This is a genomic window from Faecalicatena orotica, from assembly GCF_003149245.1.
GTDB classification, from domain to species: domain Bacteria; phylum Bacillota; class Clostridia; order Lachnospirales; family Lachnospiraceae; genus Faecalicatena_A; species Faecalicatena_A orotica.
The window spans coordinates 103,235-119,240 of sequence record NZ_QGDL01000014.1 but is presented as its reverse complement, the minus strand read 5'-3'; the positions used below and the strand labels follow the sequence as shown (position 1 = coordinate 119,240).

The following is a 16,006-nucleotide window of genomic DNA, read 5'->3' as shown; positions in this document are numbered from 1 at the left end:
TCATAATGTCTACCTTATTAAGAGAACTTTCCACTATTACACATGCAAATGCCGTGCACCCCTGTGCACGGCATCTATGTCAGGAAATACACTGCACTTAATCCTCAATCATCCCTTTATATATCAGCTCCAGATCCTTTGCTGCCCGTTCCATTCCCAGTCTGCTTACATTCAGGACCAGATCGTGGGAGCCGACAGATCCCCAGTCCTTTCCGGTATATGTCTCATAGTAATAGCGTCGTTCTCTGTCCATCTTTTTTACCTTGTCAGCGGCCTTCTTCTCTGTCAGGTCAAAAAGTTCCATTGTCCTTTTAATCCTGTCTGCCTTGTCTGCACAGATAAAAACATTGAGGCATTCCGCCTTTCCATCCAGTACATAGTCGGCACATCTTCCGATAAAGATTGCAGGTCCCTTTTTCGCCAGTTCACGTATAATCCCTGCCTGTGCATAGAACATCTTATCATTGATCGGCTCGAGATAATCCACTCTCCCTACATACGGCATAATCGTTCCGGGTGCATAGGCATATGTAGATAAAAACCCGCTTAAAGCCGTTTCATCTACGGAATCTGCTGTATCCTCGCTGATATCCAGTTTCTCTGCCGCCAGTTCCACCAGATTTTTGTCATACAGCGGGAGATTCAATCTTTCCGCAAGCATCGACCCGATTTCACGTCCGCCGCTTCCAAACTGCCGCCCGATTGTGATGATTACATTCTTTGACATATTCATTCAGCTCCTTCCTGCATGATTTACGTCCATCAGTTCTTACTACTATTATACTTATTTTGTCAGATTATAACAAGCTTTTAATCGAAATTAACTGATATTAATAAATTCCATATTCCTCTGATATACCAGACAATTCCGATACACAGCGCTGTATCCATAAAGAAGAATGTTCTGGTCCCTGATGCAAGCAGAGTCGGTGAAAATCCCATGAGCAGGCGTGTGGCAAGTCCGGCCGATAAGATGAGAACCAATAACAGAGTCTTTCTTGCAGACATAAAGCTTCCACAGACAGCCACCAGAATCATCAGTGTAAGTATCGTATACAATATAATCTGTGGATAGACCGGCAGGGGCGGTGCCTCCAGATCGCCATTTTTATAATATACACCAACAGCCCATTTCCGAATTTGCGTGCCAAACAGAGCATCTGGAATTTTCCCTGCCCAGATGCCGGCCCGGTACAAAAATGGTATAGTTCCGCACACAGTAAATATGTTCACCCTTCGATATTTCATCCAAAGCCACACACATAGAACCACTATAAATAAAATAAATGGAATATCCCTCGCGGCATAAAAGTAATTGACTGTAGTAAACCAGCCGTTCCAGAGCTTATCAATTACGGATAGTTCCCCAAACCCGTGCCAGTAAGAAGAAATCTCCTGCTCAAGCCTCGCCGCATTCCCCTTGCAGGTCATTAGAAAAACCAAAGATAAAAGGCTGACTGCCATTTGAGAAAACAGGATTGGCTTAACCTTCCTAAGCTGAAAGAAATATACAACAGCCAGAAAATAGAAGCAAAAAACAATTGCCGCTGTCTGCTCCATATTACAGCCAAATAGTGCCGCGGCGCCATATCCTGCATAATGATACCATTTGACTTTCTGGTCCTGAAACAGCATTCTAATTGGAATTAAGGCAGCAATTGCAGCAGCCAGCGCCCAGATATAGTTAATCGCACCGGGCTGGATCCCGACTTCGACAAGGCCATCTGCCGGAAATATAAACAACAGTGCTATAAATACAGTTGCTTCAAACCGTTTCCACGCAAGCAGCGACCGCAGTGCATATACCGTCCCCAGAATAATCAGACCGTCCAAAACAGCAAACACCACATAGGGCTGTTTCAGTATAATATAAAGCGCCCCCTCCAGAATCAGCCTGCCTGACCATGTCTGTGAACGCCAGATAAGGAAATCCAGAAATCCATATTGTTCCAGATAGCTCTTAAATACGACCGTATCCGCTCTACACTCCCTGACATTATAATGAAACAGACACAGCCCTAAACACAATAATACCAGAACGGTTCTCTCAATATAGACCGAATTACGTATTCCGAACCTCCGGACTCTTCTCCCTGTCTTTCTTATTACATTCATACTTATCTCTCCTCATACTTTATGCCAGACTCGCCTAAAACCAATATACATACCGATAGCCGGCAGCTTATTCATCTGCCGGCTGAAAACGGACGGTGATCGCCAGAAACTGCCCGTCCACAATGGCCGCTTCTGCTGTTCCACCTATCTTCCCACACAGTTCCTTTACAATCGCAAGGCCCAGCCCGGAAGAATGTTTCTGCCGGGCCGGGTCAGCTTTATAGAATCGGTCGAAGATTCTATCAGGGTCAATTACAGAAGCATTCTGCACCGGGTTCGAAAACGTAAACGCCGTCCCCTTCTGGACAATACTCAGTCCGCCCAAACCATGTATCAATGCGTTATTGATCAGATTACGGAAGATGCGGCCAAGAATTTCCTCTGCTGCGAAGACACAGATTTCTTCATTCTCAAACCGGATATCCGGTTCTATTTGTTTCTCCTCGAACACATGAAACAGGCCAATCATACAGTCACTCAGAATCGGGAACACCGCAGTCCTGCGGCAGTCGGGTGAAAACTCACCGCTGGTAAGCTTCGTATATAAAAACAATTCCTCCAGCATATCCTTTAGTTCCGCAATCCGTCTTTCAATAATCCGCTCATAGCGAAGCTGCTTCTCAGATTCCGTACAGTCCTGCAGCATCTGCAGGTAACCCGACGCACTGGTAAGCGGGGTTCGGATATCATGCGCAATATTGGATATAGACTGTTTCAGTTCTGTCTGGGACCGCAGATATTTCTGTTTTTCGCCGCTGACATCCGCAAAGATATGGTTCAGTTTCGTATAAAGCCGCAAAAATGCCCGGTTCCTTGTGTTCGAGGTCAGCTCTATATGGCTGCCCGCTTCCAACTGGTCAAGCTGTTTATACAGATGCTTAACCTCCCTGATATAGAGGATAATCAGGGCAGACAGTACTGCAGTCACAATAAGCAGTACTGCAATCAGAAATTTCATCCGCATCTAACCTCCTTAAATATCTTTTTTCGCCAGCACAATCTCGCTGATAACAGTATACAGTACAAAAAAAGCAGATCCGGTAATAAATGGCCTCAAACCATATTCTCCCTGAAACGCACTTGGCAGAGAAGCAAGAGTCAAATATAAACTGTAGTCAAAAATCCACCCTAGTCCAAACAGTCCGAACACACTGCTGAGTATCATAACGACGAGCCCGCTGTTTAAACAGATGGCCCCGGCTACCCCCGCCGCCTTGCTGCGGGTAATCATGCAGATTAGCATTATGAGTGCTGAGAAGGCATTTACGATAAACCAGGCTGAGAACAGATAATACAGAATGTCTTCTAACCCCGAATATGCAAAAAAACCTCCGCTGATAATATTTAACAGCAGCGTAACCAGAAAAGTACCTAAAAGGTACAGGAAATTAACAATGCAGAAAGTACCTGTTTTACCCAGAACATAATCCCACTTATTTTCATGGGCAGCCATAATGTTCTTAATAAACCCGCTCTCGAAATCCATGCATATAAAGAGTGCACCAAAAACCCCTGTCGTAACGGAAAGAAAGCCGCCGCTCACAGTTCCCTGCCGGAATATTTCCAGAATCGTTGTATTTGCCAGAGATGACTCGATGTCGGAGGCATCCGCTGAAAGCTCTGCCCCGAACTGGAGGATCAGGTCTCTGGTCGATGGATTCGTGATGATAAACAGGATGCCAAAGGTCACGATATTGATAAATACGAGTATCCCAAAACATATATAAAAACTTTTGCTGCGGAAGACACGGTATAGGTCCGTGCGAAGAAGATTAAGCATACTGCGCACCCCCTTCCATCAGTTCCAGAAAATACTGTTCCAAATCCATCCTGTGAAGGCTGCACGAATGAACAAGAATCCCGTTCTGTACAAGCATTGCCGTAAGCAGGCCCGATTCGGTGAAATCAAAAACCTGAAGCTGGTTTCTGCCGGATACTTCATAATGTATCTTTGGATAATGCTCTGACAAAAGCGCCGCGGTTCTATCCGCATTGTCCACTTGAAGCTCCAGATAATCTTTACACTTCTCTTCTAATTTCTCTCTGGAAATCTGCTGGATCAGCTCCCCCTCCTTGATAATCCCGTAACAGGTTGCAAGTTTACTGAGTTCTCCCAGGATATGCGAACTAATCAGGATCGTCTTCCCCGCTTCTTCATTCAGCCTGATGAGACTTTCCCTGACTTCCCTGATCCCCTCCGGGTCCAGACCGTTGATCGGCTCGTCAAGAATCAGAAGGTCTGGATTACCGAGAAGGGCCATCGCGATTCCCTGCCTCTGTTTCATTCCCATTGAAAACTGCCGGATCTTCTTTTTTCCTGTATGAGACAGATTCATAAGCTCCAGAATCTTATCTACACTCTTTTCATCCGTGAGCCCCAGGCACTTTGCCTTCAGGATCATGTTATCTCTGGCCGTCATATGGGGATACAGGCCCGCATCCTCTATAAGCATTCCGACTCTGCGCCGTGCTGTCTGGTTCTTTACAGGCAAACCATAAAGAGAGATTTCCCCCTCCGTGGGATGGACGAGCCCGCAGCACATTTTCAGTGTGGTAGACTTGCCGGAACCATTACGTCCGATAAACCCGTAGATATCTCCCGCTCTTACCTCCATATTGAGATGGCTCACGGCTGCTTTCGCGCCGTATATCTTACTTAAATTTTTCGTTCTGACTGCATATTCTGTATTCATGGCAGCTCCTTTCTTTGCTTCAGAGCGCATTCCTTCTCGAAACACACTCTCATCCTTTGATGTAATTATAGTGTAGCCCCACAAAATTCAAAAAGCGCAAAGAAAAGTTTAAGAAAGTTTAAAGCCCATCCCCCATACAGTCTGGATATAAGTTTCCGTCCCAGTTGGTTTCAGTTTTGAACGGATATTACTGATGTGTACATTGATCGTCTTATCTTCTATAAAATACTCGTCACCCCATGCATATTCATAGATTACCTGTTTGGTAAATACTTTTTTCGGATGCTTGCATAATAATTCCAGTATTTTAAATTCATGTTTTGTAAAATCTATATTCTTTCCTGCAACGGTCATCTCCTGAGTATCCGGGCTGAGCGTCCATTCCTTATAATGAAGGATACTCCCTGAATCAAACGACTGCGAACTGCGAAGCTGTACCTGAATGCGCACAAGAAGTTCACGAAGATCAAAGGGTTTACAGATATAGTCATTAGCTCCCGACGAGAGCAGTTCTACTTTACTGTCCAGCTCATTTTTTGCAGAAAGCACAATGACCGGAACTTTACCAGCAAACGTATGAATCAGCTCTTCCCCCGTCTGCCCTGGGAGCATCAGGTCCAGCAGAATCAGGTCATAAGTCTCCATCGAAAAACGCAGTGCACCTTCACTGCCTGAAAACGCCTGGGTACACGTGTAATTGTTCTCCTGTAGATATTCAGCAACCATGTTATTGATATTGGGATCATCTTCTATAATTAATATTGACTGCATAGCCTTTTCCTCTTTATAATTCTAACCTAATAATCAAATCGTCATTATGGGTATGATACCACAAACAGGCTCCGGGATACAACTTATAAATCACCGGATACACTTTCATCAGGACGCTGATTGCTCAGATTTCCAGAGTCTCCAGCTGCTTTGCTTTAGCCACAGACATCTTCCCCTGCTTCAGAGCCTTTCTTTGCACAGATATCCAGTTTCCCATACTTCGCCCGTCCGGAGCCTTCAATTCTCTTCCCAGAGGCAGACGGCCATATTCTCTTTTATATTCACTTACCCACTGATACATGGCCGTCCACTTTTCCTCCCGCACATTATCAAGTTCCCAGACCATCAAAATCCTCTCTAGTGCCTGAATCTGTTCCTTGTTAAGAGGCTTGCGCCCTCCTTTCTGGCTGTACCTTTCCCGCTGGACAAAAATCCATATTCCCAGCCGTTCCCCTCCCTTAGTCCTATAATTCAACGGAATCAGCAGATTCCCGTTTTCCAGAAAATATTCTTCTGCCATAGAATACCAGTTATTCCAGCTCCTTCTTTCATAGCAGCTCCAGATCATTTTGTACCGGTCCAAATCTCTAATCTGCTTTTCCGTCAATTTCCCGGATTTCCGCTTTTTCCTCTGTTCCCTAAGCCAATATCCGAGCCGGTACCCATCTGCTACATATTCGGTATTAACTTCCAGATTTCCATATTGCCGATAATACCCTTCTGCCAGAGAAATCCATTTGTCCCATTCAAGTCTGTCCTCCAGCTTCCAGACCATCCCGATACTTTCCAGGGCAATTTGTTCATCATGATAGATTGGGCTGGCAAGAAGCCCGTTAAACCGCGCCCGCTGCCGCTCAATCCAACGTCCCAGACGGTAGCCGTCCGCTGTTATATAATTGGAGGGCACAAGCAGATCCCCATGTTCTTCAAAATAATCTTTCGCACACAGATACCATTCATCCCAGGTTTGTTTCCTGTATATTCTTGACTCCATTTTATCCTCCCGCACCGGAAGACATAATGTCAATTATGTCTTCATATCAGTATGGTCAGATTACTAAAGATTGAATGCCGCCAATAAAATTGCAAAAAGAGGCGCAAAAATGAAGCCACCGCTTTTCAAGGTCCGCTTGATGGCTTCATTTTTGCGCCCATTTCAGTGAAACGAAATATTACACATATGTAAATCTTATTATTTTCTTTCATTTTCTCTGTCCAAAGTTGAGCTGACAGTCCGTCAATGCTATAATAATCAAAGATATTTACTATATAAATGACATACTGGATGACATAATTGACATTATGTCATCAGACACATTTGTACACGATCCAAACAATCCATATGCTGTTCACCTGTTTCTATCGTATACACCCGGGTCGTGTTAATGCTGCTGTGTCCCAGCAGATCAGCCAGCCTCACGATATCTTTCTCAACAGAGTAAAATGTTCTCGCAAATAAATGGCGGAGATTATGTGGAAAAACCTTATTCTCAGCCACTTTCGCTTTTAAACACAATGCTTTCATATCCCTCCAGATATTTTTCCGGCCGAGAGGTTTCCCACTTCTACTCACAAATACAGGTCCGGTTTTGTGACCGGTTTTTTTTATGAACTTAAATAATATTTTTTGTACCATTGCCGGTATGAAGATGACCCTTGTTTTGCTTTTACACCGGACAGTGGCCTTACCGGCCCTGACAGCTTCTGCCGTGATATATTCCAGTTCACTTACCCTGATCCCCGTACCGCAGATAGTCCTGATAATATATGACATCCGTGTATCCCCGGCCGCTTTTACAAGACGCTGGTACTCCTGCCTGTTCAGTTCTTTATCTTCCGTGGCAAAGATCTGCCTCTGGACCTTCAATAATTTCACACAGAATTCCTGTTTACCGGCATAACGCAGAAAACAATTAAGTGATACCAGCATGGAATTCACACTAGAGGGAGCATATCTTTCTAACAGGTACTTTTTATATGCAATCGTCTGCTCTTTGCTGATGTCCCCATCCTGTAGGAAACGTCTAAAGCAACGGATATCCCTCAAATATTTTTCAGTGGTTGCCTTACTTTTTTCTTCTTCAGTCAAATGTTTTTCAAATGAAAGAAGATCTTCCGGACTCAATCTGTACATACTTTTCCTCCTGAGAATTATATTTGTTCATATCATTCCCATTATACGGAATCGTAAACGGTCCTATCTTTTTTACAATCTTAAAAAGCACGACCGAAGTGCTCCCGGTCATGCCTTTCTTCATACTTTCTGTATTCTTTTACTGTGTCCTTATTTCCTGTCCCCCCGGGTCAAAGCGGCAGGTCCCTCTTACTAAACCGCACGATCCCAATTCCAATGAGAATGATCCCGGCCGCATACAATATGCAGCATACTGCCCACGCCTGACTGTCTCCTGCCCCTAGTCCATCAACATCAAACAAAGTCAGAGGCGTGGCATACTTCAGATTTTCAAATTTATCCCCAACTCTCGAAATCATCTGCGCCAGAAGAGAATACACTAAAACTGTCGTGCTGACTGCCGATGAGTATTTCGTTTCGTTGCAAAAACAGGATGCACAGAACCCTATGCCGCCTAAAAACACCAACAGCCCCAACAGACCGATATTCACCCGCAGAAAAGCCTTGACTTCCATTTCCCCCGGAAACATACCTTCACAAAACGCAAGTATCAGTGCTGTCACAAATCCAACCATAATCACAAGGCATAATAACATGAAAACTGCCTGTGTCAGCATAATCTTCCAGCGCTTTACCGGCGCGGCCAGCAGATATGCCATTGATCCATTGTCCACATATTTTGATGCCAGCCTGTTTGTCAGAATGATGATAAACACCCCGGGGAAACCAATAAAAAGCCAGCCGTACAAATAACTTGAAACAAACTGCAGCAATGTTGTTCCGGGATTATTCATGCCAAAGGCCGCGAACATCTGCGGCATACTTTCTGCCATCAGCTTTAAGCTGTCCCCCATTTTCGGGTCAAACATAATTGTAATCATGCTCCCGTACACACTAAGCACCGCCAGAAAAATAACAAGCAGCAGCCAGTTCGATTTGATTTCTTTTTTAAACAGTGTTGTATTCATTACTTGTCTGCCCCCTCTCCGTAAAAATGCATAAAGAACTCTTCCAGGCTCTGGGTCCGCACATTAAAGTCCGTCACCGTATATTCTCCGGCCTTTTTGATAAATGCATCCAGATTCTTTCCAACCTTGACTGTCACAATTTTGCCCCCCGGCTGATAAACAGCTCTCGGGAAGGCCGCCGCGAATTCTTCCGCCATCGGGGATTCTTTAAACGTAACTTCAATCACCTTCTGACGGCCTTCTTTCAGCTTCTCAATCTCTTCCACAGCAGCCAGCCGTCCACTCCTGATAATCGCAGCGCGGTCACATGTGCGTTCAATCTCCTCAAACATGTGTGAAGACATCAATATCGTTTTCCCCTGTTTCTTTTCTGAAAGGATCAGCTCTACGAAACGGTTCTGCATGAGAGGATCCAAACCAGATGTTGGCTCGTCCAGAATCATGATATCAGCCTCCGGGTCCATAAATGCACAGACAATTCCTATCTTCTGTTTCATTCCTTTTGACATTTTTTTGAGTCTCCCGGACGCATTGAGTTCGAACATCTCCATGAGTTCTTCAGCCCGCCCCAGCCCTTTCATCTTCTTCATCTTAGCCACGAAACGTATAAACTCCATTCCATTCATAGAATCTATAAAGGCAATTTCGCCCGGCAGATACCCAACAGATTTCTGTATTTTCTCTGTATTTTTAAAGCAGTCCATCCCCATAATGGACAGCTTTCCGCTGTCCGGTTTCATAAATCCCATCAACTGGCGGATGGTTGTTGTCTTCCCCGCACCGTTGGGCCCCAGAAACCCCAGCACTTCACCCTGATTTACTGAAAAGCTCACATCAAAAACGCCCCGGCCTTTCCCATAGTCTTTCGTAATATGGCTGATCTCAATTACACTCATATCTGATACTCCTCCTTATACACAAGCCTTTTCATCATGTCCATCCACTCATTGAATTCTTTCAGCAGCTCATTGATATTGAATCCCCTCCCTGACATCTGTATATCGTGGATATAGCCGTCGCCCATCCAGCGCAGCATCTTAAACACCTTAAATGGATCGATCCCATCTTTAAACTTATAAGTTTCTATATGTCCAAAGTATGTCTGGTACATGATCTCTTCCTGCTTCGTATTTACAGATTTTAAATCATCCGAAACACATTCTTTTTCAGAATAGAACGCCCTCATTGTAAAGTCCATAATATATGGATTCTTGTCGAGAATCCATACCTTCCCCGTCGCAGCATATTCTAAAAGTTCAAAGAAATCAGTTAACTCCAGAAACTTCTTATCTGCAACCTGTTCCTTCATAATTTCAATCAGGTAATTATAAATAAACATATATAATTCTTTCTTATTATGAAAATAATAAAATAATAACCCTTTTGAAATTCCGGCCTTTGCCGCAATCAAATCGGTGGAAGCTTTCTTGTATTCATTTTTTCCGAATACTTCCATAGCTGCATTTATAATCTTCAGCTGTTTTTCTTCCTCAAGCAAATAAAATTTGTCGTTCATGTGGCCCCTCCCTGCCTGTCCGCCCTGCTTAAAGCTGCGGTACTTAGAACTGACTTTATTGGTCAATCCTTATAAACAGAATAAACCATTGACTATTTTTTGCAACCCCCTGCTATATAAAAATAAAAAAAGAATGAAATACTTTATCTACAGGCAAAAAAAGAGAGAAGGGAACTCCCCTCCTCTCAAATTATAAATACCGATATTAAATATTAGAACACATACTTGTCAAGCCGGTCGAAGGCCTCCTTCACCAATACATGTGGCAGGGCCAGATTCACCCGTATACTGTATTTTCCGTGGAACGCTCTGCCGTCCTGCCAGATTACGCCGACTTCAACGCCCGCCCTCAGCAGTTCATCCAGAGACTTCTGATGTTCCTTCAGCCATTCTTCACAATCCAGAAACAACATGTAAGTGCCCTGTGGTTTTGCCAGTCTGACGCCTTTGAAATGGCTGTTGATGAACCCATAAGCATACTCAACATTGTCTGCAAGCACCTGCCGCAGTTCATCCACCCATTCCATTCCTTCCCGGCTGTATGCCCCTGTCAGGGCATGCATTGACAGCACGTTGCAGGAATTGTAATGTGAGGCCGCGGAAACCTTTCCGATGCGGTCTCTCAGGTAAGAATTGTATATGACATGGTAGGAACCGATCAGACCTGCCAGATTAAAGGTCTTTGACGGGGCATAAACACTGATTGTCCGGTTCTTTGCATCCTCGGAAATTGTCTGCAGCGGGATATGCGTATGTCCGGGGAGTGTCAGGTCCGCCCATATTTCATCAGAAATAACAACACAGTCATATTTCTGATACAGCTCCATTGCCCGCTCAAGTTCCTCCCGCTCCCAGACTCTTCCTGTAGGATTATGCGGGGAACAGAACACAGCACAGTGGATCTTGTTTTCCTTGAGCTTTTTCTCCATGTCTTCATAGTCCATCCGCCAGACATTGTTTTCATCCAGCTTCAGGTCACTCAGTATAATATTTCTCCCGATATTTTCAATCGTTTTCGTGAAACCGATGTAGGTGGGGGAATGCAAAAGTACTGCATCCCCCGGCGCTGTAAATGCCTGAATCGAGGCTGATACACAGCCCAGTACACCGTTTTCATAGCCGATATCTTCCCGGGTCATGCCTGTCACGCCGAATCTCTCTTTATGCCAGTTCATAATCCCGTTAAAATAAGCATCCGATAAATTGAAATAGCCGAAATGATGGTGCTTAAGTCTCTCCTCCATTGCATCCAGAATGGATGGCAGCGTTGGGAAATTCATGTCTGCAACCCACATCGGGAGTCTCGAGAAACCATCCTTTACCCTCGCACCCGGAATCGGAATATCATCCACTGCGATGGCGTCATGACCTGCCCTGTCCATAATTGTTGTAAAATCATACTTCATATTAAACTTCCCTTGTATACTCTTTCAGCCAGTCACGTTCTTCCTCTGTCAGGTGCGGTCCGATCACATCATAAACCTGTTTGTGATAAGCATTCAGATAATCTCTCTCACGTTTTGTCAGAAGTTCCGGATTAATTCCATCCAGATCGATCGGTGACATTGTGATATTTTCGAATTCCATGAACTGTCCATTTTCATTTTTCTCTGCTTTCTTTACGATCAGCTGGTTTTCCGTTCTGATACCGTGGGAACCTTCGATATAGATTCCCGGCTCATTCGTGATAATCATTCCTTCTTCAAACGGGTGGGTCTCATGCTTCTCAGGCACGATATACCAGCGAAATCCGGTAGGTCCTTCATGAACGCTTAATATATAGCCTACGCCATGTCCTGTTCCGCATTTAAAATCAAGGCCCAGATCCCATACAGGCTGTCTTGCCAGAATGTCCAGATTGTATCCGCGGCATCCGTAAAGGAATTTTGCCAGAGACAAATCGATCATGGAACGTAAGACTGTTGTATAATGTGTCTTTAATTCGTCGCTGAGTTCTCCTAAAACATAGGTTCTCGTAATATCTGTTGTTCCTTCATAATAGTGTCCGCCTGAATCTACCAGAAGCATGCCCTCCGGTTTCAGTTCATATTCCGTCTCAGGTGTAGCCGCATAGTGCATCATAGCTGCATGTTCCTTGTATCCGGCAATCGTTTCGAAGCTTAAGTCAATAAAGCCTTCCTGCTCTCTTCTTAACCGCTCCAGCTCGTCGGCCGCGCTGATCTCAGTGATCTTCATCTTGCCGATGTTCGTTTTCAGCCAGTACATGAACTTCGTGCAGGCGATACCGTCTTTGATATAAGCATTTCTTGTATTGGCAATCTCTACTTCATTCTTCATGCCCTTCATCAGAACTGCCGGATTCTCTGCTTCAACCTTTGACACCTCTGCCGGTATGCTCTTATAAAGCTTGTAGTTCATCCTTTCCGGATCGATCATTACGATTTCCTCCGGAGACAGATTCTTCACATAATCATAGACATCATTATACGGGCGGATCTCTACTGTTACTTTTCCAAAGGACTCTTTGATCTCATCATTGAGTTTTCTTTCATCCATAAACAAGTATACTTTATCTAGTGTAACAGCTGCATATCCAAGAATAACCGGAGTGTATACAACATCATTCCCACGGATGTTAAACAGCCATGCCACTTCATCCAAAGTAGCGATTACATGGACATTTGCGCCATTTTCACGCATTGTTTTGCGGATTCTTTCCAGTTTGGATTCAAAAGACTCTCCTGCATATTTCACATCAAGAAGGAATGCTTTCTCCTCAGACATGGCCGGGCGGTCTTCCCAGATTAAATCAATCAGGTCTTCGCCGTCATGCATCTTAATATTCTTCTTTGCAAACGCTTCCTCAAGAGCTTTTCCCTCCACAACCGGGATGACACGTCCGTCAAATCCGACTGTACCGCCTTCCGGAACAACATCCGCAAGATATTCCTCTACGGTAGGATATCCTGGTTCATTTATTTTAAACAAACGGATTGGGCTTCCCTTTAGCTGTGTCTCCGCCTGAATAAAATATCTTCCGTCTGTCCACAGTCCGCCGTCGTCCTGTGTTATGACTACAGTTCCTGCGGAACCTGTAAATCCGGATATGTATCTTCTTGCTTTAAAATATTCCCCAACATATTCACTCTGATGAAAATCAGCAGATGGAACCATGTAAGCATCGATCCCTTTTTCCGCCATTACTTTTCTAAGTGCAGCTACACGTTCTGTTACATTCATGATTAAGTCCTCTCTTTCTTTACCAGAATAAAATGAACCTTATTTACTTTCGTATACCAGTTCCCCGCTCATGTATACATCTACAAGATTATTCACAGCTTTGATGTCCTCAGCAACATTTCCCTTTACAACAATCATGTCCGCCTCAAGGCCCGGTTTCAGCTGTCCCATAACATCCTCCAGATCCAGTACTTTTGCCGGGTTGGAAGTTGCGGTCTCGATTGCCTGGATCGGTGTAATTCCATATTCTACCATCAGTTCAAGTTCACGATTAATCGGGAGCGGAGGAGCCTCATAAAGTACCATATCACTTCCCGTACAAACCGTAACGCCAGTGTCATAGAATTTTTTGAAGTTATCTTTATATGCATTGTAAGCCGGTTCAAAGAATGCCATATCTTTAATTGCTTTTGCAGCGATTCTGTCGCCTGAGTCAAATCCTGCCTCAATTTTTTCTTTGCAGAACTCATAAAGTACGGTATAGGCTGTCATCGTAGGTACCCATGCCTGTCCGTTTGCAGCCATCTGTTTTACCTGATCGTATGTAAGGAAGGTTCCATGCTCTATCGTATCGAACCCGGCATCGATTGACATCTGCAGTGCCGGCTGGAGTCCAGCATGTACTGCGCACTTTTTGCCTACACGGTGTGATTCATCCACTGCCGCATCCAGTTCAGCCTGTGTAAATTCCGGAATACTTGTACGGTTGCTTGTCAGGATCTTTACCCAGTCAGCGCCGTCACGGATCTGCTTTCTGATCTCTTTGCGGATTTCCCATTCTCCGTCTACTTCCTCGATCCCGTCATCATGTCCGTGTCCGCCTGTCATGCACATGCCTGCATCTGAGTGGATAATCCTTGGGACCCTGCAGTATCCCTTTTCCCCTGCCAGTCTGAGCTGCTTGCACAAATTGTGAGGTGAAGAAAGGTCACGCACAGTCGTGATGCCAAGGCTTAATGCGGTCTTTGCCTGCTCCTGCGCATAATAAGCGATCATGTAATCGTCATAGTTATACTGATCCGGCTGGCTGTAGTAATAGCCAAAATGAACATGCATATCGCACAGTCCCGGCAGAAGTGTCACATCACCGTAATCTTTCACTTCTTCATCAGGATATTTCTGTACCATATCTGCTTTTGTCCCTACGTCCTGAATCTTACCTGCTTCATTTACAACCACCGCTGCGTCTGTCAGATGTGTCTTGCCGTCTCCTGTTAGTAAATGCTTACCACAATAAATCATACCCATATACCTTCCTTTCCCGGACAACACTGCTTTTTGACATTCCCCATGCCACAAGGCTATATCCTCATACATTTTTGCCTCTCATTGTCCATATTTTAACAATACCACATTTTATATAAGATTTCAATCATAGTTAGGGTCTTAGTCTATACTTTTTTCACAACTAACATTTAACTAATCGTGCATTTTTTACTATTATTCACCAAATATTGTTTTCAATACTAATATATCCGCTCTCCCGTTACAGCATTATATAAAACATTCCCTTCCATAACTCCTGTTTCATCTGTAAACCTTACACTAAACTCCCATATAGGTGCACAAATATATTCCCACGACCTGATGCCTTCTCCTTGTGTAGAATTCATTTTAGTGCATGCATATATCATATTCAAGTCATAAATTTCTACTTTCTTGGTCAATATGATATTTTCATACATTGTTATAATATTATCAAGTACATACTGGGGATCCTTAATTTGCTTTTTTTCTTGTTCCTTAACTTTTAATTTTGAAGGTATGAAGGCTGAGATAATCTTGTTGTCACATACTAGAAACTGCGCATAATCCACAAAAATACTGTTCCCACAAATTTTGTCCCCATTTACTTCTGTGGGAAAACAAAACACATAGAAACCATCTGACTTAAGCCAGTCTCCTGTTTTATCCAACTCTGCATTAAATATATCGGGATTCGCTTCTCTGTACTTCCTCATAGCCTCAGACGTAATTGTAAAACCTTCTATTCCCGGCTCAAAATATGAAAAACCGGAATCAGATAAAACACTCGTACAAAGTTCCTGAGCTTCCTGATAACTCATTTTCGTCAAGTCACTCTGATCATAATACTTGGCAGCATCCTCTTTAAAGTAAGGGTACAGACCAAAAGCATCTTCAAAATAGACCCGGGCTTCATTATCAAAGTTTTTATCTGTATAGAAAGTAATAGAATCTAATTTCGCTAAAAAATAATATTCATCTCCTGATATATCAAAACATAAATCTCCAAAACTTTCCTCATATTCTTTATTTCTATTCAGTTTAACGCTGCCGTCTATATGAAAATATTTATCTGCCAATCCCTGTGCCCATTTCTCAGTTAATGGATAAGGCTCAACTGATAGTACTGCCTGATTTTTCACTTCCTTTTCTGAAAACGCTTTACTAATTTTAACCTTCAAATTCTCATTAATCTTTTCATCAACTTGAATGTCAAACTCTTCTGAATTTTTTTGCATTTCTTCTTTCTTTGTACAATTTACTGTAAAAATCATCATAATAAGGATTACAAAAATAACCTTTAAATATTTTCCCACCATTATAATCCTCCCCCTGAAGAGTTTCCTTTAGTCTTCATGTCCTC

At 43.5% G+C, this 16,006-nt stretch carries 15 protein-coding genes; all 15 read right to left on the bottom strand.

All coding sequences use genetic code 11. The annotated features are described in order from the left end of the window. Positions 1-97 precede the first annotated feature (97 nt). The gene (locus A8806_RS20335; RefSeq protein ID WP_109733057.1) at positions 98-727 is read right to left on the bottom strand and encodes a cytidylate kinase-like family protein; all 630 of its coding nucleotides are present in this window, start codon (positions 725-727) and stop codon (positions 98-100) included. A gap of 83 nt (positions 728-810) precedes the next feature. After that, complete coding sequence (locus A8806_RS20330) at positions 811-2,115, bottom strand: DUF6056 family protein (RefSeq protein WP_109732999.1); 1,305 nt, start codon at positions 2,113-2,115, stop codon at positions 811-813. Between the two features lie 67 nt (positions 2,116-2,182). Then, the gene (locus A8806_RS20325; RefSeq protein ID WP_109732998.1) at positions 2,183-3,079 is read right to left on the bottom strand and encodes a sensor histidine kinase; all 897 of its coding nucleotides are present in this window, start codon (positions 3,077-3,079) and stop codon (positions 2,183-2,185) included. A gap of 9 nt (positions 3,080-3,088) precedes the next feature. Continuing rightward, positions 3,089-3,895: an ABC transporter permease gene (locus A8806_RS20320; RefSeq protein ID WP_109732997.1), complete on the bottom strand. Its 807-nt coding sequence runs from the start codon at positions 3,893-3,895 to the stop codon at positions 3,089-3,091. Continuing rightward, the gene (locus A8806_RS20315; RefSeq protein ID WP_330405419.1) at positions 3,888-4,853 is read right to left on the bottom strand and encodes an ATP-binding cassette domain-containing protein; all 966 of its coding nucleotides are present in this window, start codon (positions 4,851-4,853) and stop codon (positions 3,888-3,890) included. The genes A8806_RS20320 and A8806_RS20315 overlap by 8 nt, the downstream gene beginning before the upstream one ends. Positions 4,854-4,916: 63 nt before the next feature. Then, positions 4,917-5,579: a response regulator transcription factor gene (locus A8806_RS20310; RefSeq protein WP_109732996.1), complete on the bottom strand. Its 663-nt coding sequence runs from the start codon at positions 5,577-5,579 to the stop codon at positions 4,917-4,919. 124 nt (positions 5,580-5,703) lie between these two features. After that, on the bottom strand, positions 5,704-6,573 hold the full coding sequence (locus A8806_RS20305) for a helicase associated domain-containing protein (RefSeq protein WP_109732995.1): 870 nt from the start codon (positions 6,571-6,573) through the stop codon (positions 5,704-5,706). Positions 6,574-6,879: 306 nt separating this feature from the next. Then, positions 6,880-7,713 (bottom strand): tyrosine-type recombinase/integrase, encoded by an 834-nt coding sequence (locus tag A8806_RS20300; RefSeq protein WP_109732994.1) that lies wholly within the window; start codon positions 7,711-7,713, stop codon positions 6,880-6,882. A gap of 170 nt (positions 7,714-7,883) precedes the next feature. Then, positions 7,884-8,681: an ABC transporter permease subunit gene (locus tag A8806_RS20295; RefSeq protein WP_109732993.1), complete on the bottom strand. Its 798-nt coding sequence runs from the start codon at positions 8,679-8,681 to the stop codon at positions 7,884-7,886. Next, entirely contained in the window at positions 8,681-9,577 is an 897-nt protein-coding gene (locus tag A8806_RS20290) for an ABC transporter ATP-binding protein (RefSeq protein WP_109732992.1), read from the bottom strand. The genes A8806_RS20295 and A8806_RS20290 overlap by 1 nt, the downstream gene beginning before the upstream one ends. Beyond that, positions 9,574-10,197, bottom strand: coding sequence for a TetR/AcrR family transcriptional regulator (locus A8806_RS20285; RefSeq protein ID WP_109732991.1), 624 nt, complete (start codon positions 10,195-10,197; stop codon positions 9,574-9,576). The genes A8806_RS20290 and A8806_RS20285 overlap by 4 nt, the downstream gene beginning before the upstream one ends. Before the next feature lie 212 nt (positions 10,198-10,409). Then, on the bottom strand, positions 10,410-11,603 hold the full coding sequence (locus tag A8806_RS20280) for a MalY/PatB family protein (protein WP_109732990.1): 1,194 nt from the start codon (positions 11,601-11,603) through the stop codon (positions 10,410-10,412). 1 nt (position 11,604) lies between these two features. Continuing rightward, positions 11,605-13,398: an aminopeptidase P family protein gene (locus A8806_RS20275; protein WP_109732989.1), complete on the bottom strand. Its 1,794-nt coding sequence runs from the start codon at positions 13,396-13,398 to the stop codon at positions 11,605-11,607. A 39-nt stretch (positions 13,399-13,437) separates the two neighbouring features. Continuing rightward, positions 13,438-14,646, bottom strand: coding sequence for an amidohydrolase family protein (locus tag A8806_RS20270; protein ID WP_242996206.1), 1,209 nt, complete (start codon positions 14,644-14,646; stop codon positions 13,438-13,440). A 218-nt stretch (positions 14,647-14,864) separates the two neighbouring features. Then, entirely contained in the window at positions 14,865-15,962 is a 1,098-nt protein-coding gene (locus A8806_RS20265) for a hypothetical protein (protein WP_109732988.1), read from the bottom strand. Between the last annotated feature and the right edge of the window lie 44 nt (positions 15,963-16,006).